The 19,396-nt window shown below is 60.7% G+C and carries 16 protein-coding genes; 9 read left to right on the top strand and 7 right to left on the bottom strand.

Features of this window, described 5'->3' with window-relative positions; genetic code table 11:
• Positions 1-20: 20 nt before the first annotated feature.
• On the bottom strand, positions 21-1,448 hold the full coding sequence (locus PR017_RS12550) for a gamma-aminobutyraldehyde dehydrogenase (RefSeq protein WP_111218868.1): 1,428 nt from the start codon (positions 1,446-1,448) through the stop codon (positions 21-23).
• 504 nt (positions 1,449-1,952) lie between these two features.
• On the opposite strand from PR017_RS12550, the gene PR017_RS12545 reads away from it, so the two are divergent.
• Positions 1,953-2,786, top strand: a complete 834-nt coding sequence (locus PR017_RS12545) for a hypothetical protein (protein ID WP_206423146.1) — start codon at positions 1,953-1,955, stop codon at positions 2,784-2,786.
• A gap of 46 nt (positions 2,787-2,832) precedes the next feature.
• On the opposite strand, the gene lysS is transcribed toward PR017_RS12545, so the two are convergent.
• The 4 genes from lysS to PR017_RS12525 all read right to left on the bottom strand — a co-directional run bounded on the left by lysS (position 2,833) and on the right by PR017_RS12525 (position 7,765).
• Complete coding sequence (lysS, locus tag PR017_RS12540) at positions 2,833-4,329, bottom strand: lysine--tRNA ligase (RefSeq protein WP_111218866.1); 1,497 nt, start codon at positions 4,327-4,329, stop codon at positions 2,833-2,835.
• Positions 4,330-4,530: 201 nt separating this feature from the next.
• Positions 4,531-5,988, bottom strand: a complete 1,458-nt coding sequence (gene gltX, locus PR017_RS12535) for a glutamate--tRNA ligase (protein ID WP_111218864.1) — start codon at positions 5,986-5,988, stop codon at positions 4,531-4,533.
• 258 nt (positions 5,989-6,246) lie between these two features.
• Positions 6,247-6,993 (bottom strand): TerC family protein, encoded by a 747-nt coding sequence (locus tag PR017_RS12530; RefSeq protein ID WP_111218862.1) that lies wholly within the window; start codon positions 6,991-6,993, stop codon positions 6,247-6,249.
• 94 nt (positions 6,994-7,087) lie between these two features.
• On the bottom strand, positions 7,088-7,765 hold the full coding sequence (locus tag PR017_RS12525; protein ID WP_111219031.1) for a TetR/AcrR family transcriptional regulator: 678 nt from the start codon (positions 7,763-7,765) through the stop codon (positions 7,088-7,090).
• Between the two features lie 149 nt (positions 7,766-7,914).
• On the opposite strand from PR017_RS12525, the gene PR017_RS12520 reads away from it, so the two are divergent.
• The 6 genes from PR017_RS12520 (at position 7,915) to xylA (ending at position 15,928) form a co-directional block, all read left to right on the top strand.
• Complete coding sequence (locus PR017_RS12520) at positions 7,915-9,135, top strand: HlyD family secretion protein (RefSeq protein WP_111218860.1); 1,221 nt, start codon at positions 7,915-7,917, stop codon at positions 9,133-9,135.
• A 16-nt stretch (positions 9,136-9,151) separates the two neighbouring features.
• Positions 9,152-10,750 (top strand): DHA2 family efflux MFS transporter permease subunit, encoded by a 1,599-nt coding sequence (locus tag PR017_RS12515; RefSeq protein ID WP_111218858.1) that lies wholly within the window; start codon positions 9,152-9,154, stop codon positions 10,748-10,750.
• 132 nt (positions 10,751-10,882) lie between these two features.
• Positions 10,883-11,890: an alpha/beta fold hydrolase gene (locus PR017_RS12510; RefSeq protein ID WP_111219029.1), complete on the top strand. Its 1,008-nt coding sequence runs from the start codon at positions 10,883-10,885 to the stop codon at positions 11,888-11,890.
• Between the two features lie 108 nt (positions 11,891-11,998).
• Complete coding sequence (locus PR017_RS12505) at positions 11,999-13,024, top strand: LacI family DNA-binding transcriptional regulator (RefSeq protein WP_111218856.1); 1,026 nt, start codon at positions 11,999-12,001, stop codon at positions 13,022-13,024.
• 24 nt (positions 13,025-13,048) lie between these two features.
• Positions 13,049-14,503, top strand: coding sequence for a xylulokinase (gene xylB / locus PR017_RS12500; RefSeq protein WP_111218854.1), 1,455 nt, complete (start codon positions 13,049-13,051; stop codon positions 14,501-14,503).
• A gap of 114 nt (positions 14,504-14,617) precedes the next feature.
• Entirely contained in the window at positions 14,618-15,928 is a 1,311-nt protein-coding gene (gene xylA / locus PR017_RS12495) for a xylose isomerase (RefSeq protein ID WP_111218852.1), read from the top strand.
• Between the two features lie 44 nt (positions 15,929-15,972).
• Here xylA and PR017_RS12490 read toward each other — a convergent pair whose 3' ends face one another.
• Together PR017_RS12490 and PR017_RS12485 are read right to left on the bottom strand one after the other, a co-directional pair.
• Positions 15,973-16,263, bottom strand: a complete 291-nt coding sequence (locus PR017_RS12490) for an addiction module antidote protein (RefSeq protein WP_111218850.1) — start codon at positions 16,261-16,263, stop codon at positions 15,973-15,975.
• On the bottom strand, positions 16,256-16,561 hold the full coding sequence (locus tag PR017_RS12485; protein WP_111218848.1) for a type II toxin-antitoxin system RelE/ParE family toxin: 306 nt from the start codon (positions 16,559-16,561) through the stop codon (positions 16,256-16,258). The genes PR017_RS12490 and PR017_RS12485 overlap by 8 nt, the downstream gene beginning before the upstream one ends.
• A 251-nt stretch (positions 16,562-16,812) precedes the next feature.
• On the opposite strand from PR017_RS12485, the gene PR017_RS12480 reads away from it, so the two are divergent.
• On the top strand, positions 16,813-18,333 hold the full coding sequence (locus PR017_RS12480) for a sugar ABC transporter ATP-binding protein (RefSeq protein ID WP_111218844.1): 1,521 nt from the start codon (positions 16,813-16,815) through the stop codon (positions 18,331-18,333).
• A 44-nt stretch (positions 18,334-18,377) separates the two neighbouring features.
• Positions 18,378-19,352 carry an ABC transporter permease gene (locus tag PR017_RS12475; protein WP_425070029.1) on the top strand — a complete coding sequence of 325 codons (975 nt, stop codon included), beginning with the start codon at positions 18,378-18,380 and terminating at the stop codon, positions 19,350-19,352.
• The last annotated feature ends 44 nt before the right edge of the window (positions 19,353-19,396 follow it).

Raw genomic sequence — 19,396 nt, 5'->3', positions numbered from 1 at the left:
AGTGCGCCGAGATTGCCGCTTCATCCGTGGTTTATCATCACATGGCGTACGGTGGTGTAGTCTTCCAGTGCGTAGATCGACATGTCCTTGCCATAGCCCGATTGCTTCATTCCGCCATGCGGCATCTCGTTCGTCAGCATAAAGTGGGTGTTGATCCAGGTGCAGCCGTATTGCAGGCGCGCCGCCGTCTGCATCCCGCGACCGATGTCCTTTGTCCATACGGATGAGGCAAGGCCATAGTCGCTATCGTTGGCCCAGGCGACCGCGTCGTCGACGTCGCTGAAGCGGGTGACCGAGACAACCGGCCCGAATACCTCTCGGCGGACGATCTCGTCTGCCTGCGTCGCGCCGGCGATGACGGTCGGAGTGTAGAAGAAGCCCCTGTCGCCGGATACCTTGCCCCCTGTGGTGATCTCCATGTGCTTGTGTTCCGCTGCACGGTCGACGAAGCTTTCCACCCTGTCGCGCTGGCGTTTCGAGATCAGAGGTCCGATCTCGTTCTCGGTGTCGTCGGCTAGGTTGAACTTGATGGAGGAAACGGCCGAGGTCAGGTCGGCGACGAACCTGTCGTATATTTTGGCGTCGGCGTAGATGCGGCAGGCCGCAGTGCAGTCCTGGCCGGCGTTGTAGTAGCCAAAGGTGCGAATACCCGACACCACCGCGTCGATGTCGGCATCGTCGAAGATGATGACTGGCGCCTTGCCGCCGAGTTCGAGATGGGTCCGCTTGACCGTCTTGGCGGCTGCTTCCAAAACCTTCTTGCCGGTGCCGATGTCGCCGGTGATCGACACCATGCCGATCTGCGGATGGTTTATCAGCGCGCTGCCGACCGTCTCCCCGCGTCCAAGGATGACGTTGACCACGCCCTCGGGCAAAATCTCGGCGAACAGCTTCGCCATCTTCAGGGCGGATAGCGGTGTCTGCTCAGACGGCTTGAACACCACAGTGTTGCCGCCGGCCAGCGCCGGAGCCAGCTTCCACGCCATCATCATCAGGGGATAGTTCCAGGGCGCTATGGAGCCTACGATGCCGACCGGGTCGCGGCGGACCATCGAGGTGTATCCCGGAAGATATTCACCCGCCACAGGTCCGTGCAGGTTGCGCACGGCTCCGGCAAAGAAGCGGTAGCAATCGACAATCGCCGGTATCTCGTCATTGAGGACTGCGTTGATGGGTTTGCCGCAATCCAGCGCCTCAAGGGCTGCAAACCCTTCCGCATCCCGTTCTATCGCGTCGGCGATCCGCAGCAGGTAAGCCGAGCGCTGGGCCGGCGTGGTCTGCGACCAGGTCCTGAAGGCGGCTTCAGCGGCATTGGCAGCTTTGTCAACCTGACTGAGCGAAGCTTCTGGGAGGTCGAGCACTGTCTCGCCGGTCTTCGGGTTGAGGACGTGCTCTTCATTTTCCGTGCCTGCCTCGAAGCTTGACCCGATCAGCATTGCAGTGTCCATGACGTTCTCCCTTTTCATTGATTGCCGCCGCTAGCGATCTATCGTCGCCTGGGGTCAAGATAGTAGGATGCCACATTCGATGGCAGGGTGACCAGCACCGCAATATCGGTCGTGGACCCGCCGATTGGGAACAGCGCCTGGATGACGATGTCGGCCGGCGGGATCGCGGTGCAATGATCTATCGTGGGTGGCGCACTGCATATGGCCGAATGCCAGCAACTTATCGACGCAGCATCAGGTTGAAAATCGTCTCAAAATGAAACAGCCTCAGGTGGATCCGGGTGTCCGCACAAACTTGAAGCTACTGGTTTCATTTCCGAAATTCCGGCAGCTGTTTTATCGAAATGTGGCTGTATGGAAGGGAGTTTTACGCTCTCCTTAAGTATTCTGAAACGTCATATCTCTAGCGTTGCGAGTGTCTATCGCGGTGTTGGAGCTCTTTATGGTGGAGCAGTTGGCTTGAGGGCCTTACTGCGCATTTTTCGGTTACCCCGGAAGCTGGTTATGATTGTCGGCGGAGTGGCCTTGTTGATGGGCTCCTCCGGCGCATTCGCACTCTATATAGGTCGCGACAGACTGCTTGGACCTTCCACGACATCCGTGAACGGCATGCAATGCACCGACCTCAACCTCGTGACGATCCGCAAGAATCATCGCGTCTGGCTGCGCAAGTACATCACTGCCGATGCAACCGACGGTCTGACGCGAATCAAGACAGCATTGCGTGTGGCAAAGGCCGTCTACGATGCGCAGAAGCCGGATCTGGTTCAGGTGGTGGTCCTCGACAAGAAGGGACCGACACTGCAGTCGGACATTCACGGCCGCGCACTCGGCGCCACGGTGGTCTACATACCCCACCCTGAGAAGATTGCCGATGGCACGGTCGAGGTGCCGATAACCGCGCGCTACTACAATGGCGGCGCCAGCGACGAAGGCCTGTTCTTCGGAGACCGGGTCGATATGACGAGCACCGATATCGACGGCGTGATGGCCTCCCTGAAAGACCACAGCGACTGTACCGATCCGGTCACCACGGGAGCTGCCAAGGTGCCTGAAGGCGGCAAGCATCCGAAGACCCCACCGACAGCCGAGGGCGCTGCGAAGAGCGAGAGCGGCGAGGAAAAGTCACCTGCGGCGGGCGCACCACCGGCCGAGCATCCGCCTGCTGCAGCCGACGTCAAGCCGGAGCAGGGCAGCACCGGAAGTTTCATAGGTGTCAAGGTCGAGCCGAAGATCATGCCCACTTCGCTGCAGGCAATCGCTGCCTTGCCTGCGACGAGCGACGCAGTTGCTGCAACCTTGCCGGCCGATCCGCAGATGACAGGAACAAGCCGGTAGCCGATTGGCGCAGGCGGCTTCCCCTGCGCTTCAGCATATCCGTTGGCTAGTCGGCCTTGGCGCGGCGAGCCGGGAAGAGAATGATGTCGCGGATTGACGGCGCGTTGGTGAGCAGCATGATCAGTCGGTCGACGCCGATGCCGAGGCCACCGGCCGGCGGCATGCCCTGGTCGATCGCGTCCAGGAATTCGTCGTCCAGCTGCTTGTCCTTTTCGCCGCGCGCATGGGCCTGCTCGAGTTGCTCGACCATGCGCTTGCGCTGTTCTTCCGGATCGTTCAGTTCCGAAAAGGCATTGCCGAGTTCCCACGCGTTGCAATAGGTCTCGAAACGCTCGACAAGGCGCGGTTCGCCCGGCACTTCCTTGGCGAACGGCGAGATGTCCTTCGGGAAATGGGTGACGTGGCTTGGCTGGATCAGCGTGCCTTCGACTTTCTCCTCGAAGACGAAGGCCAGGCACTCGCCCCAGGTCCAGTCCTTCTCGACGGCGAAGCCGGCAGCCTTGGCGGCGGTGCGGGCCTCTTCATCGGTCTTCATGGAAAGGAAGTCGATGCCGGTGGCATCCTTGACGGCATCCGGCATGGGTACGCGCTTGAACGGGCCCTTGAAGGAGATCTGCTTGTCGCCGAAGGCAAACTCGGTCGTGCCGTGGATGGACAGGGCGAGTGTCTCGAACAGCCGCTCGACGAGGTCCATGATGTCCTCGTAGTCGGCATAGGCCCAATAGCACTCCATCATCGTGAATTCCGGATTGTGCCGGGTGGAAACGCCTTCGTTGCGGAAGTTGCGGTTAATCTCGAAGACCTTGTCGGTCAGGCCCGAAACCAACGTGCGCTTCAGGAACAGCTCCGGTGCAATGCGCAGGTACATGTCGAGCTTCAGCGTGTTGTGGTGGGTCTTGAAGGGTTCTGCCGTGGCGCCGCCATAGACCGAATGCAGCATCGGCGTCTCGACTTCCATGAAGCCGTCATTTTCCATGAAGCGGCGTATGCCGGAGACGATCTTCGAGCGCTGCTGGAAGCGCAGCTTGGAGTCCTCGTTGGTCATGATGTCGAGATGGCGCTTGCGGTAGCGGGTCTCGATATCGGACAGGCCGTGCCACTTTTCCGGCATCGGCAGCAGCGACTTGGTCAGCATGGTGATCTCGCGGGCCGAGATCGTCAGCTCGCCGCGCTTGGTACGGCGCACGACGCCGGTCACGCCGATGATGTCGCCGATATCGATCATCGGCAGCAGTGCGCGGGCTTCTTCCGGCGTGGTGTCCTTGTGGCTGAAAATCTGGATCTTGCCGCCGGCGTCATGGATGTCCATGAACATGCCGGAATTGCGGGAGGAGTAGACGCGACCGGCGACCGTGACCGTGTCGGTCGTCTCGACATCCATCTCGAGGTCCTTGTACTTCTCTGCCAGCTCGGTATTGGTCATGGTCCGGTGGAAATGGGCCGGATAGACATCGCCCACCTGTTCGCGCAGCAGCTTCAGCTTCTGGGTGCGCACTTCGGTCGCATCGGAGGACAGGGCAGTTTCGGTCTTGTTGTCGGACATTGTTCTATTTCCTGTAGCCGGGGCGCGCTTTGCTTTCGGTATCCCTCATGCCTGTGCTTGTCACAGGAATCCAGTACGTCCAAGTCCTTGGACGTGGGATAGTTCTTTCATACTCTCACGGCGCAGACGCGCCGTGGCTGGATTCCTGTGACAAGCACAGGAATGAGAGAGGACACACAAAGGTGTCTCCTCCCAAAACATTCATTTCCCGCTGCCGGCCATCGTCGCCACCACAGTAGCTGCGAGCTTCAGGCGCTGGCGCACGACGGAGCGGCCGAGGATCGACATGCTGTCGAACAGCGGCAGCGAGCGTGACGAGCCGGACATGGCAACGAACAGCGGCGCCAGGATGACCTTCAGCTTCTTGCCCATGCGATCGGCGATGGCGCGCAGCTCGGCCTCGATGGACTCGACGTTCCATTCGAGGATCTTTTCGAGATCCGGCTGCACGGTGTTGAAGATTTCCAGCAACTCTTCCGGCGTCGACTTGATCTTGGCGAAGGCCGATGCATCGAGGTGCAGATCGGATTTCAACAGGAAGCCCATCAGGTCCGGCAGCTCGCCAAGCTTGGTGATGCGCGACTGCGACAGCTTCAGGCCGTCCTGCAGGCGGTTGTTTTCCATCGCCCAGGTGAGCACGCGCCGGCTGAATTCCTCTTCCGACATTTTCTCGCGCAGCCAGCGGCCGTTGAGCCAGTCCAGCTTCTGGATGTCGAAGATGGCGCCGGCCTTGGACAGGTTCTCGGGATCGAAGTTGGCTGTTAGCTGTTCGATATCGAGCAGTTCCTCGCCTTCGCCGATCTGCATGAAGAACAGGCCGAGAAAGTTCATCAGCGCTTCCGGGATATAGCCGAGCGCGGTGTAATAGGAAATCGAGGTGGGGTTCTTTCGCTTCGACAGCTTCGACTTGTCGGCATTCCTCATCAGGGAGAGATGCATGAACACCGGCTGGTCCCATTCGAAATAGCGGTAGAGCAGGATGTGCTTCGGCACCGAGGCCAGCCATTCCTCGCCGCGCGCGACGTGGGTGATCTTCATCAGATGGTCGTCGATGACATTTGCCATGTGATAGGTCGGCATGTTGTCGGCCTTCATCAGCACCTGCATGTCGACGCTGTCCCACGGAATGCTGACATCGCCGTAGACGCCGTCGTGGAAATCGCAGGAGCCTTCCGTCGGGATCTTCATCCGCACGACCGAGGCTTCCCCCGATGCAACGCGCGAGGTGACTTCCTCGGCGGACAGGTTGAGGCAGTGACCATCATACTTCGGCGGCTTGCCAGCTGCGCGCTGGGCTTCGCGCATGGCCGTCAGGCGCTCTGGCGTGCAGAAGCAGCGGAAGGCGTGGTCTTTCCGCAAAAGCTCCTCGGCATAGGGCTGGTACATGTCCTTGCGGTCGCTCTGGCGATAGGGCCCATAGGGTCCACCGACGTCAGGACCTTCCGACCATTCCAGCCCGCACCACTTCAACGCATCCAGAACCTTCGTCTCAAATTCCGGCGTCGAACGGGTCGCGTCGGTATCCTCGATGCGCAGGATGAACTCGCCACCGTGTTTCTTGGCAAAGAGATAGTTGAACAGCGCAATGTAGGCCGTGCCGACATGGGGCTCGCCGGTCGGGGAGGGTGCGATGCGGACGCGGACGCCTGAAGTGGTCATGATGTCTATCCGTAATGACGTGCGGGAGATCCAGACGGGGCACTGGCCGGCGCCAAGGATCGAGTTTCGGAAACAGCCTCAAAACAGCGCCAAAAACACTGCCAGGCCAGCCATTTTCCGTCTGGCTGGCCTTAGGACATATTCAACCGTCGAGGTCAAGAAAAACCGCCGGTTCCCGGTGCGCCAGGGGCATGCTGGCCTGCCGGATCGGCAGTCTTTCGGGCGTCGATCCGGCCTTTTGAGGGAAGGTCTGTGGGCTCAGTGCCGGGTCTTGGATTTTTCCCTGCGGTTGCGCACCATCATGTTGAGAATCTCCACCACGGCAGAGAAGGCCATCGCGGCGTAGATGTAGCCCTTCGGGACATGGAAGCCCATGCCGTCGGCGATCAGCGTGGTGCCGATCATCAGCAGGAAGGCGAGCGCCAGCATGACGATCGACGGGTTCTTCTCGATGAAGTTGGCAAGCGGCGCTGCAGCCAGCAGCATGACCAGGACCGCGGTGATGACGGCCACGAACATGATCGGAATATGCGGCGTCATGCCGACGGCGGTGATGATGCTGTCGACAGAGAAGACGAGGTCGAGCAGAAGGATCTGGCCGATGGCTGCGGCAAAGCCCGTCGTGGTGGACTTGGCGATGAAATCACCGTTCTGATCGACGGGATCGACGCTGTGATGGATTTCCTTTGTGGCTTTCCACAGGAGGAACAGGCCACCGGCAATCAGGATGATGTCCTTCCAGGAAAAGCCGTGGCCCATTATGTCGAAGACCGGTTCCGTCAGGCGCACGATCCAGGCGACCGTGCCCAGCAGCGCCAGTCGCATGATCAAAGCCAGGCCGATACCGATCTTGCGGGCCTTGTCGCGGTTTTCAGGTGGCAGTTTGTTGGTCAGGATCGAGATGAAGATCAGGTTGTCGATGCCGAGAACCACCTCCATCAGTACGAGTGTGACGAGCGCCACCCAGGCGCTTGGATCTTGTAACAATGGCATCAGTGTCTGCATCGATCGTGTTCCCCACATTGAATAACCGGCGAAAAATACCCGGGCTAATGTAGGAACTCGAAGTTTGAACGCAAGCGTCGTCTAGGCGCCCTGTTTACGAAGGCTTCGGAGACTTTCCATAGGCGGCGAGGAAGGTTTTGACCGCTCCATTGATGACGCGTTCGATTTCCGCTTGTTCAGGGGGCTCGTCCATGCTGCCGAATAGGCGGAGTTTGAAGAAAGTGCCGCTGGAAAGGTCGAGAAACTGTCCGGCTGCGAGGTCGAGATCGTCTATCTCCAGCTTGCCATCCGCCATGTGCCGCAGCAGAAAATCCTGCAGGACAGTGCGCAGATTTTCCGGCCCCTTGAAGAACCTCTTGCAGAGGACAGGCATTCTTTCACGGACGCCCAGCACCGTGCGCATCGCCGTGATAACCTTTTCGTCGGTCATATGCCGCACGAACGTGACGCCGAAGTCGTAGAGGCCGCCTTCGAGATCGTCGTGTTCGGCCAGCGCCATACGCATCGTGGCGATGAAAGCCGCTCGTTGCCGCTCGATGATTGCGGTAAACAGCTCTTCCTTGTTGGCAAAATAAACGTATAGCGTGCCCTTTGAAACGCCAGCCTCGCGCGTTACATCGTTCATGCTCGAGGCATCGAAGCCGAGCCGCATGAAGACGCGATGGGCGCCATCCAGGATCTGCTCGCGCTTCGTCGGATCCTCGCCAGCTGCCCAGCGACCTGTTGCCGAAGAAGAGTTATCCTCAGGCGCCGAATTGTTTTTGACGGTTATATTGTCAGACACTGTCACTCAACGAAGATTGTTTAACCAAATCGAACCGATTGGTTCGGCACGACTTGATATGATGTGTTAAACGCTCTATGTCAACTGAACCGAACCGTTCGGTTCGATATATTCCGTAAAACCTTGGTGCTCTCTACATGTCGTCCATTCCGAAGAACAATGTTGCACGCATTGTAAGCGAACCAACCGATGCAAATTCTGCCCAGCCTGATGCGGCAGTGCAAGGGGAGCCCGCAGCTGCCGAGGCACGCAGCGCGCCTTTGAACGCTCCGCCGTCGGCTACAACGACAGTCGATCCGCCGAAATCCGAGAAAAAGCGCCGCAGCCTCATTCTACCGATCATCGTCGTGATCGCGCTGATCGGCGGTGGCTGGTATGTTTATGACTGGTGGACGACCGGGCGCTTTATGGTGTCGACAGACGACGCCTATATCGGCGGCGACATGGCTGTCATCTCGCCAAAGGTTGCCGGCTATGTGGCCAAGGTCGATGTCGTTGCCAACCAGCAGGTCAAGGCTGGCGATGTTTTGCTGACACTGGATGCAGGCGACTACCAGAACGCGCTCGACCAGGCTCTGGCCCAGGTCGAAACCGAGAAGCTGGCATTGCAGACCATCGATGCGCAAATCGTCGGGGCTCAGGCCTCGCTTGCCCAAGCGCAGGCCCAGAAGGTGGCGCTGCAGGCAACGGTGCGTGGCGCGCAGATCACCCAGAGCCGCGCCACCCAGCTGGAATCAAGGTCTGCTGGCACCGCCGCCAACGTCGATTCTGCCAATATTGCGCTCGACCAGGCCAACGCCAACCTCGTCGCCGGCGACGCCAATATTGCCTCGGCACAGGCGAATATTGCCTTGCTGCAGGCGCAGCGCAAGCAGGCTGAAGGCACGGTCCGGACACTCGAAATCTCGCGGGACAAGGCCGCCCGCGACCTGAGCTTCACGGTCCTCAAGGCACCCTATGATGGTGTCGTGGGTAACCGATCGGTCCAGGAAGGCGATTATGTTTCCTCGACCACGCGGCTTATGTCCATCGTCCCGACCCGCAAGCTCTACATCGACGCCAACTTCAAGGAGACCCAGCTCCAGCACGTCGTTCCGGGCTCGAAGGTCGAGGTGCATGTCGATGCCTACAGCGACGAGCCGATTGTCGGCACCGTCGAGTCTATCGCGCCGGCATCCGGATCGGTGTTTTCGCTGCTGCCGCCGGAAAATGCGACGGGCAACTTTACCAAGGTGATCCAGCGCGTGCCTGTTCGCATTGCCCTGCCGCAGGAAGCACTCGACAGCGGTCGCCTGCGCGCCGGCCTCAGCGTCGTGGTCGATGTCGATACGCGCACTGCGCCGCAGTCAACCAAGTAGAGCGCGGAGAGCACCCATGGCTGCCGTCACCACAACTGCAGGACCGACTGTCGGTCCTGGTGAGCCTGTGTCGGATCGGATGGATCCTCGCCGGTTGATCGCGTTCTTCGCAATGGTGCTCGGCATGTTCATGTCGATCCTCGACATCCAGGTGGTTTCGGCATCGCTGGCCGAAATCCAGGCCGGCCTCAGTGCCGGCTCGGATGAAATCGCCTGGGTGCAGACTGCCTATCTGATCGCCGAGGTCATCATGATCCCGCTGTCGGGCACGCTGGCACGGATCATCTCCACGCGTTATCTCTTTGCCATCTGTGCTGCCGGCTTTACCGCATCCAGCGCGCTCTGCGCGACGGCGACCAATATCGACCAGATGATCGTCTATCGGGCAATGCAGGGCTTTATCGGCGGCGGCATGATCCCATCCGTGTTTGCTGCCGCGTTCACGATCTTTCCGCCGTCGAAGCGCAATGTCATATCGCCCATCATCGGCCTGATCGCCACGCTGGCGCCAACCATCGGACCGACGATTGGCGGCTATCTCAGCGATGCCTTCTCCTGGCACTGGCTGTTTCTGATCAACATCGGTCCCGGTATTCTCGTGACGCTCGTCACATGGAATTTCATCGACTTCGACAAACCTGAGCTGTCGCTGATGAAGAAGTTCGACTGGTGGGGCTTGTTGGGCATGGCCGTGTTTCTCGGTGCGCTGGAGTATGTGCTCGAGGAAGGCAACACCAATGACTGGTTCAACGACGGCTACATCGTCATCGCCGCCATCGCTTCGGCGATAGGCGGTGTGATCTTCTTTTTCCGGGCGTTTACAGCCTCATTTCCGATCGTCGATCTCAAGGCTTTCGCCAACAAGAACTTCTCCTTCGGCTCCGTATTTTCCTTCGTCATGGGTATCGGCCTTTATGGCCTGACCTACGTCTATCCGCTCTATCTCGGTCGCATACGCGGCTACGATTCGCTGATGATCGGCGAGACCATGTTCGTCTCCGGCCTGGCGATGTTCTGTACCGCGCCGATTGCCGGCATGCTCTCGAGCAAGCTCGATCCGCGGATTATCATGGGCGCCGGGTTCATCTTCTTTGCGGCCGGCACATGGATCATGACGTCGATTACCACCGACTGGGATTTCTGGGAGTTGCTCATCCCGCAGATCCTGCGTGGCGTCGGGTTGATGCTGTGCATGGTTCCGATCAACAATATCGCGCTCGGCACGATGGCGCCGGAGCGCATGCGCGGCGCTTCAGGCCTGTTCAACCTGACCAGAAATCTCGGCGGCGCCGTTGGCCTCGCGATCATCAACACGGTGCTGACCAACCGGCAGGACCTGCATTACATGCGCCTGCGCGAAAATATCAACTGGGGCAATCCGGTTGCCGTCGACCAACTGAACAGCATGGCTGCAAACTACGATGCTCACGGGATGGACGGTTCGAATGTTGCCATACGCACGATGGTCAACCTGACGACCCAGCAGGCGATGGTGATGTCGTTCAGCGACGTGTTCATGATCCTGACGGTGCTTTTCACGCTGATGCTGATCGGCGTTGCGATGATCAGCAAGCCGAAGCCGCCACCCAAGGGTGCGCCGGCCGGCGGCCACTAGCAACTTCAACCGAAACCTTTTCGCCGCCACGACGTATCTGTCTGGCGGCGTTTTCGTGCCCGCCGGTGAACCGGCGCGCCTTCGGCGACGTATCGACATCTCATTCGTTCCTCCATGCCGGACCCCGTTTACATGCTCAAAACGACTTTCTGCACCATCAGGCGGGCACTCGTGCTTCTCGCACTGTTCGCTTGCGGAGCTTCCTGCGCGACCTCGGCGACTGCAGATTCCGTGCCGCAGGAATTGATCGATGTCGGTGGCTACAGGATGAACAGCGTCTACCTGCGCGCCAGTCATCCCGACCTGCCGCCGGTCGTCTTCGTCCATGGGGCCAGCGCTAACCTGTTCGACCCGATGCTGTCGTTTCGTGCAAAGCTGCAGGGCCGCGCGGATCTGCTGTTCGTCGATCGCCCCGGCTACGGGCGCTCGGACCGTGGCGGTGCGGAAAACGCCTATCCGGATGGTCAGGCGGATGCGATAGCCGCCGTTATGGACAGGCGGGGGATAAAGAAGGCGATTATCGTCGGCCACTCCTTTGGTGGTGCCGTGGTTGCCAGCTTTGCGCTGCGCCACCCCGACAAGGTCATCGGCCTGGTCTTCCTTTCGCCCGCCGTCTATCCCTGGCCGGGCGGCATAGCCTGGTATTATCGCGCCGCCTCGACGCCCGTGACGGGCTGGCTGTTTTCGACGTTCATTGCACCGCCAGCCGGCGTGGTGATGATCGACCGTGCAGTGAAGGGCGTTTTTGCGCCGAACGTCGCGCCTGCGGATTATGTGGCGAGAACCCACGCGCTGATGGCGATCCGTCCCGGTTCTTTTCACAACAACGCCGTCGATGTTGCCAATCTCAAGGACTGGACCGCCAAGACATCGCCGCGCTACCCAGAGATAGAAAAGCCCACCATCATCATAACGGGCGATACCGACAGCGTCGTCTCGCCCACAATCCACGCAGGACAACTTGCAAAAGCCATACGCGGCGCCCGGCTAATCTCGATCCACAATATGGGCCACAAATCCGACTACGTGGCGAGCGACGTCGCGGTGGGTGCTATCGAGACCCTCGGTGGCGAGAAGCGCGATCTCTCGGCTATCGCCCGGCGGGTCGAGGCGGGGATCGCCAACGACCGCGAAGAATAACGTCTGAGCGCAGTCTTTCGGCGGCAAGCTTGCGTCAATAGACTTCGCCTTGAAAAATCTGATTTACGTACGTCAGATTTGGCGCTAAGTGTCTTCGAAGGAGGAGACATGAGGCCAACCGTTCACGATATCGCCGCTGCAGCGGGCGTCAGCCTTGCGACCGTGGACCGGGTGCTGAACCAGCGTGCCGGCGTGCGCAGCGTCACCCGGCAGCGGGTGGAAGCGGTCATCAACGATATCGGCTATGTGCGTGACATGGCGGCCGCCAATCTGGCCAAGGGTCGCCTCTATCCGCTAGTCTTCATTCTCCCGGCCAGCGACAATTCTTTTATGCACAGCTTGCACGCCGAGGCGCGCCAGGCAATTTCACGCGCTGGATCGGAGCGGTGTTCCATCCGCATCATCGAGGTCAAGGCTTTCGACCCCGCGGCACTGGTGGCGGCGCTGGACAGCCTTGCCGGCGCCGATATCGCCGGAGTGGCGCTCGTTGCCGTCGATGCGCCCGAAGTCCGGGATGCCGTTGAAAGGCTGGTGCAAGCGAAAATTCCCGTAGTGACGCTGGTTTCCGATCTGACCGGTTCCGCACGTCATCATTACGCCGGCATCGACAACATCGCGGCGGGGCGGACGGCGGCGCGCTTGCTCGGCCGGTTTCTCGGCGGACGGAAGGGGGAAGTCCTCGTGCTCGCGGGTTCGCTGCTGGTACGCGACCATCGCGAACGGCTCGAGGGCTTTTCGGCGATGATAGAGCAGGAGTTTTCTGCACTGACGCTGCTGCCGGTGCTGGAGGGGCTCGACGATCCGGAGACGGTGAACGGGCTTGTGACGAAAGCACTGGCGGACAATCCCGATGTGATCGGCATCTATAGCATCGGCGCCGGCAACCGAGGCCTGATCAGGGCCTTGCGGGCGCGGGCTGCAGGCAAGGATCTGACAGTCGTTGCGCACGAGTTGACCGATTACACCCGCAAGGCCCTGCAGGATGGGCTGATCGACGTGGTGCTTAACCAGGACGCCGGTCATGAGGTTCGCAGCGCTGTCCGTGTACTCAAGGCCAAGGCCGATGGGCTGGCTGTCATCGCGGCCCAGGAGCGCATCCGGCTCGATATTTTTTTGAAAGACAATCTGCCCTGAGTGGCGGCAACAGGAGTAAACCACATGTATCTCGGTCTCGATCTCGGCACATCCGGCGTCAAAGCCATGCTGATCGACGGCGATCAGAAAATCGTCGGCTCCGCCAATGGCGCGCTTGACGTTTCGCGCCCGCATCCGGGCTGGTCCGAGCAGGATCCGGCGCATTGGGTGCGTGCCACCGAGGAGGCTGTTGCAGGCCTCAAGGCTGCTCATCCGAACGAGCTTTCGGCGGTGCGCGGCATCGGCCTTTCCGGTCAGATGCATGGCGCGACGCTGCTGGACGCTGCCGACAAGGTGCTGCGCCCCTGCATCCTCTGGAACGACACGCGCAGCCATGTCGAGGCGGCCGCGCTCGACGCCGATCCGCGTTTTCGCGCACTGACAGGCAACATCGTCTTCCCGGGCTTTACCGCGCCCAAGCTCGCCTGGGTTGCCAGGCACGAGCCGGAAATCTTCGCCAAGGTGGCCCACGTGCTGCTTCCCAAGGATTACCTCCGCCTCTGGCTGACCGGCGAACACATCTCGGAAATGTCGGACTCGGCGGGCACGTCCTGGCTCGATACTGGCAAGCGCAAATGGTCGGCTGAATTGCTGGCCGCCACCGGCCTTACCGAAGCGCAGATGCCGCAACTGGTCGAAGGCACCGAGGTTGGCGGTAAACTTCGTCGCGAACTGGCGGCGAAATGGGGTATGTCCGGCGACGTCGTCCTAGCCGGCGGGGCAGGCGACAATGCGGCTTCGGCCTGCGGCATGGGAACCGTCAGCGATGGCGCAGCCTTTGTGTCGCTCGGGACTTCTGGCGTGCTGTTTGCGGCCAACGGCTCCTATCTGCCGAAGCCGGAGAGCGCCGTGCATGCCTTCTGCCATGCGCTTCCCAACACCTGGCACCAAATGGGCGTCATCCTGTCGGCCACCGATGCGCTCAACTGGCATTCCGAGATCACCGGAAAGTCACCTGCTGACCTCACCGGCGAACTCGGCGATACACTGAAGGCGCCGTCGGGCGTCACATTCCTCCCGTATCTTTCCGGCGAGCGCACGCCGCACAACGATGCCGCGATCCGCGGCGCCTTCATCGGCCTTGGCCACGAGAGCAGCCGTGTCGTGCTGACCCAGGCCGTGCTCGAAGGGGTATCCTTCGCCATCCGTGACAGCCTCGAGGCGCTGCGGTCTGCCGGCACCCAAATCTCCCGCGTCACCGCTATCGGCGGCGGCTCGCGCTCGCGCTACTGGCTGGCGTCGATCGCCACGGCGCTGGGCGTGCCTGTCGACCTGCCCGCCGACGGCGACTTCGGAGCCGCTTTCGGCGCCGCCCGGCTGGGACTGATCGCGGCCACCGGCGCCGATCCCGTCGCCGTCTGCACGCCGCCCGCCACGGCAGGCACCATCGAGCCCGACGCGGCCTTCGCGGGCGCCTACGAGGAGGCATACCGGCGCTATCGGGCGCTTTATCCGGCGATCAAGTCGCTCGCCCATTAATAAAGGAGACACCCCTCAGCCTACCCTCTCCGCGAGGGGAGAAGGTGGCCCCAAGGGCCGGATGAGGCAACGCGCCATAACGAACACTACAGACCAACCCAGGAGGAGTAGACCATGACCACAGGATTTTTCGGAGATATTCAGAAGGTAAAATATGAGGGCCCCGACAGCACCAATCCGCTGGCCTTCCGGCACTACAACAAGGACGAGATGCTGCTGGGCAAGCGGATGGAGGACCATCTCCGCTTTGCCGTCGCCTACTGGCACACGTTTACCTGGCCAGGCGGCGACCCCTTCGGCGGCCAGACGTTTTTGCGCCCGTGGTTCAGCGACACCATGGAAGCTGCCAAGCTGAAGGCTGATGTCGCCTTCGAATTCTTCACCCTGCTCGGCGCTCCCTATTATTGCTTCCACGACGCCGACGTCCGGCCGGAAGGCAATAACTTTGCCGAGAACACCAAGAACCTCAACGAGATCGTCGACTACTTTGCGCAGAAGCAGGCCGATACGGGCGTCAAGCTTCTCTGGGGCACGGCCAACATGTTCTCCCACCGCCGTTACATGAGCGGTGCTGCGACCAATCCCGATCCGGACGTCTTTGCTTTCGCTGCGGCGACTGTGAAGACCTGCCTCGACGCGACGCAGAAACTCGGTGGCGAGAACTATGTTCTTTGGGGAGGTCGCGAGGGTTACGAGACGCTGCTCAACACCGACCTCAAGCGCGAGCTCGACCAGATGGGCCGCTTCCTCAACCTCGTCGTCGAGTACAAGCATAAGATCGGCTACAAGGGCACCATCCTTATCGAGCCGAAACCTCAGGAGCCGACCAAGCACCAGTACGACTACGACGTCGCGACGGTCTACGGCTTCCTCAAGAGATACGGCCTCGAGAACGAGGTGAAGCTCAACATCGAGCAGGGCCATGCCATCCTCGCCGGCCATTCCTTCGAGCACGAGCTGGCGCTTGCCAACGCACTCGGCGTCTTTGGCTCCATCGACATGAACCGCAACGACTACCAGTCTGGTTGGGATACCGACCAGTTCCCGAACAACGTGCCGGAAATGACGCTGGCCTATTATCAGGTTCTGTCCGGCGGCGGCTTCACCACCGGCGGCACCAACTTCGATTCCAAGCTGCGTCGCCAGTCGCTGGATGCGGAGGACCTGCTGATCGGTCATATCGGCGGCATGGATTGCTGCGCGCGGGGACTGAAGGCGGCAGCAAAGATGATCGAGGACAAGGCTTTGTCCAAGCCGCTCGACGACCGTTACGCCGGCTGGAACGCCGCCGAGCCCCAGAAGCTGCTCCGCGGCGAATACGCGCTCGACGACATCGCCAAGTGGGTGGAAGGCAACGACATCAACCCGCAGCCACGTTCCGGCAAGCAGGAACTGCTGGAAAACATCGTCAATCGTTACGTTTGATGGCTGGGAGCGTCTCTCCGCTGGTTGCGGGGAGACGCTCTTGCTTATTCGGCTGCGACCTTCGCGGTGAGAGTAATGCCGAGCGCCTTCATCACTGCCATCGTTGTCTTAAGGGTTGGATTTCCTGCCTCACTGAAAGACCTGTAGAGTTGCTCCCGCGACAGGCCGGTTTCGGTGGCAATCTGCGTCATGCCTTTTGCACGCGCGACCACGCCAAGGGCGTGGGCGATATAGCCGGCATCGCCCGTCTCGAACGCTTCGCCCATGAAGACTGCCATTGCCTCATCCGAGACGAGATCTTCGGCTGGGTCGTAAGGGGTCAATTTCTCAACCATGGTCGTCATTCCACTCCGTCAGCAGGCGCTTTGCGGCGCTGATGTCTCTTGCCTGCGTGCTTTTGTCGCCGCCGCACAGCAGGATGATCAGCGTGTTGCCGCGTGTTTTAAAATATATGCGGTAGCCGGGGCCATAGTGAATTCGAAGCTCCTGAACGCCATCGCCGACGGACTGCGCGTCGCCACTGTGGCCATAGGCAAGCCTGTCGAGCCGTGAGGCGATTATTGCACGGGCCCGGTCATCGGTCAGGCGTTGTCGCCACTTTGCGAAAGCGGCTGTTTGCCGCAGCTCCAACATGCTTCATATGTAGTTTATAAAATACGGCTTCTCAAGTCGGATTCCCGCCTCGCATGCACGTCCTGTTTGTAATCCATAAAAAACATTCGCCCACTGCTTTACGTACCTCATCATATACGCTAGCCTCTTGCCTGGAGGAGTGCCGGGGTGGAGAGAGTTCTTGAGGACGATGGCGTGAGCCTTGTCGCCCTTTGTGGGGCCCAAGGTTTGTGCGCCAAAGGGCGGGAAGCGGCAGCAGAGGATGCGCCGCAATGAACCCGCGCCTCGATGTTTCCACGCCGCTTCTGCAAGCCGTCGGCCTCTCGAAATCATTCGGACCTGTCGAGGTCCTGCGCGACATCGAACTTTCCGTGATGCCAGGCGAGGTCCATGCGATCATCGGCGAGAACGGCGCGGGCAAGTCGACGCTGATGCGGCTCCTTTCGGGGCACCTTCAACCAACGCGCGGCGAGGTACGGGTCGATGGCGAGCCCGCGCACCTGTCCGGGCCGGTCGATGCGGAAGCGCGCGGCATCGTGCTCGTCCACCAGGAAATCCTGCTTGCTCCCGATCTGACGGTGGCACAAAATCTCTATCTCGGTCGTGAACTGCGCCGCGGCTTCATTGTAAACGACCGCGCCATGAACGACGGGGCGCGCCGCGCCATCCGCGATCTCGGTGCCGATATCGAACCCACTGTGGTGGTCGGGCGGCTGTCAATTGCCCAGCGGCAACTGGTGCAGATCGCGCGCGTGCTGCTGGTGCCGCACCGGCTGGTGATCTTCGACGAGCCGACCGCCTCCCTGACGCCAACCGAGACCAGGGCGCTTCTCAAGGTCATCAGGGATATCAGCGCCAAGGGGGTGGCGGTCCTCTATATTTCGCACCGGCTGCAGGAGGTGAAGGAAATTGCCAACCGGGTGACTATCCTTCGCGATGGGCGGTTGGTCGCCACCCATCCGGCTGCCGATCTCGAGCCTGCCGATATGGCGCGGTTGATGGTCGGTCGCGATGTGGCCAAGCTCTATCCCGACCGGCATGCGGCGGTGGTTCGTGAAACTGTGCTGGACGTCGAGAATTTTTCAGTTCCGGGCTATGCCGAGCGCGCGTCTTTCACCCTCCATCGTGGCGAGATCCTCGGTTTTGCCGGGCTGATCGGCGCCGGGCGGACAGAGCTGATGGAGGGCGTGGTCGGGCTTCGGACGGGGCAGGGAGCTGTAAAGCTCAACGGCAAGCCGGTGCACTTCGCCGACGTGCATGCCAGCCTCAAGGCCGGGATCGTCTATCTCAGCGAAGATCGCAAGGGCAAGGGGCTGCTGCTCACCAAGGATCTCCGCGTCAACCTGACGCTGGCAGCCCTCGGCCGGTTTGCCCGCCGCTTCCAGGTGGACCGGGCAAAGGAGCGTGCCGCACTCGATGCCGCCATCAAGGAGTTCGACATCCGGGTCGGAGACAAGGACATGCTGGCCGGCCAGCTGTCGGGCGGCAACCAGCAGAAGCTGCTGCTGGCCAAGATGATGCTGCTCAATCCGGGCATTGTCATCATCGACGAGCCGACGCGCGGCATCGACATCGGCACCAAGGAACAAATCTACAAATTCATCGCCACGCTTGCTGAACAGGGCCGCTCGATCATCGTCGTCTCGTCTGAAATGCCCGAACTCATTGGCATCTGCGACCGGATACTGGTGATGCGCGGCGGCCGGATCGTCGGCGAGGTTGCCGGCGAAATGATGACCGAAAACGAAATCGTCGTGCTGGCCACCGGTGCCAGTGCCGGAGAGGCCGCATGAGCGGAGCAACCATGAGCAATGTGACAACAGCCGAATCCGTCAAGATGAAACGCTCGTGGAAGGATCTCGATCTACGGGCCGTGGCTCCATTCGTGGCGCTCGCCTTGTTGCTGGTGCTAGGCGCCTTCGCCAATCCGAATTTCATCAGCATCGACAACCTGCTGAACGTCATCACACGCAGTGCATTCATCGCCATCATTGCCATCGGCGCGACCTTCGTCATCTCGGCGGGCGGGATCGATCTGTCGGTTGGCTCGATGGTGGCATTCGTTGCCAGCCTGATGATCCTGTTCATCAACAGCGGCGTTATCGCCGATCCCGCCGGCATGCTTATTGTCGCCATGCTGCTCGCCATCGCCCTCGGGGGTGCCTGCGGACTGGCCAATGGCCTCATCACGACAGTCGGCCGCATCGAGCCGTTCATCGCGACGCTCGGCACGATGGGCATCTTTCGTGGCCTGACCACCTGGCTGTCGCAAGGTGGTGCCATCACGGTGCGCAGCCCGGAGATCGTCAAGATGTACCGGCCGGCCTATTTCGGCCAGGTGCTCGGCGTGCCCGTGCCTGTGATCGTCATCTTCGCCATGGCTGCCATCGGCGCCTTCATCCTCTATCGCACCCGCTACGGTCGGCATGTCGCGGCTGTCGGTTCGAACGAGGATGTGGCGCGCTATTCCGGCATCTCGGTCAACCGGGTACGCACCGCCGCCTATGTCATTCAGGGCATCTGCGTTGCCGTTGCCGTGCTGCTCTATGTGCCTCGGCTGGGGTCGACATCGGCGACCACCGGCATTCTCTGGGAACTCCAGGCGATCACGGCTGTCGTCGTCGGCGGTACGGCGCTCCGGGGAGGGGTCGGGCGTATCTGGGGGACGGTCTGCGGCGCCTTCATTCTCGAAATCGTCGGCAATATCATGCTGTTGTCGAATTTCGTCAGCGAATACCTGATCGGCGCCATCCAGGGCGCGATCATTATCATTGCGATGCTCGTTCAGCGGTCGCTGATAGGCAAGTCGTGAAAAAGGACCGGGTGGTGGGGTCGCCCGGTCTTCTGCGATATCGA

Origin of the sequence: Rhizobium tumorigenes (assembly GCF_003240565.2) — a bacterium.
Classification (GTDB): Bacteria; Pseudomonadota; Alphaproteobacteria; order Rhizobiales; family Rhizobiaceae; genus Rhizobium; species Rhizobium tumorigenes.
This window is presented reverse-complemented; position numbering and strand designations above follow the sequence as displayed.

What these genes read in the sequence shown, in the direction of transcription:
- PR017_RS12550 (WP_111218868.1), bottom strand. Translation starts at nt 1,448, where the DNA reads ATGGACACTGCAATGCTGATCGGGTCAAGCTTCGAGGCAGGCACGGAA.
- PR017_RS12545 (WP_206423146.1), top strand. Translation starts at nt 1,953, where the DNA reads ATGATTGTCGGCGGAGTGGCCTTGTTGATGGGCTCCTCCGGCGCATTC.
- lysS (WP_111218866.1), bottom strand. Translation starts at nt 4,329, where the DNA reads ATGTCCGACAACAAGACCGAAACTGCCCTGTCCTCCGATGCGACCGAA.
- gltX (WP_111218864.1), bottom strand. Translation starts at nt 5,988, where the DNA reads ATGACCACTTCAGGCGTCCGCGTCCGCATCGCACCCTCCCCGACCGGC.
- PR017_RS12530 (WP_111218862.1), bottom strand. Translation starts at nt 6,993, where the DNA reads ATGCAGACACTGATGCCATTGTTACAAGATCCAAGCGCCTGGGTGGCG.
- PR017_RS12520 (WP_111218860.1), top strand. Translation starts at nt 7,915, where the DNA reads ATGTCGTCCATTCCGAAGAACAATGTTGCACGCATTGTAAGCGAACCA.
- PR017_RS12515 (WP_111218858.1), top strand. Translation starts at nt 9,152, where the DNA reads ATGGCTGCCGTCACCACAACTGCAGGACCGACTGTCGGTCCTGGTGAG.
- PR017_RS12510 (WP_111219029.1), top strand. Translation starts at nt 10,883, where the DNA reads ATGCTCAAAACGACTTTCTGCACCATCAGGCGGGCACTCGTGCTTCTC.
- PR017_RS12505 (WP_111218856.1), top strand. Translation starts at nt 11,999, where the DNA reads ATGAGGCCAACCGTTCACGATATCGCCGCTGCAGCGGGCGTCAGCCTT.
- xylB (WP_111218854.1), top strand. Translation starts at nt 13,049, where the DNA reads ATGTATCTCGGTCTCGATCTCGGCACATCCGGCGTCAAAGCCATGCTG.
- xylA (WP_111218852.1), top strand. Translation starts at nt 14,618, where the DNA reads ATGACCACAGGATTTTTCGGAGATATTCAGAAGGTAAAATATGAGGGC.
- PR017_RS12490 (WP_111218850.1), bottom strand. Translation starts at nt 16,263, where the DNA reads ATGGTTGAGAAATTGACCCCTTACGACCCAGCCGAAGATCTCGTCTCG.
- PR017_RS12485 (WP_111218848.1), bottom strand. Translation starts at nt 16,561, where the DNA reads ATGTTGGAGCTGCGGCAAACAGCCGCTTTCGCAAAGTGGCGACAACGC.
- PR017_RS12480 (WP_111218844.1), top strand. Translation starts at nt 16,813, where the DNA reads ATGAACCCGCGCCTCGATGTTTCCACGCCGCTTCTGCAAGCCGTCGGC.
- PR017_RS12475 (WP_425070029.1), top strand. Translation starts at nt 18,378, where the DNA reads ATGAAACGCTCGTGGAAGGATCTCGATCTACGGGCCGTGGCTCCATTC.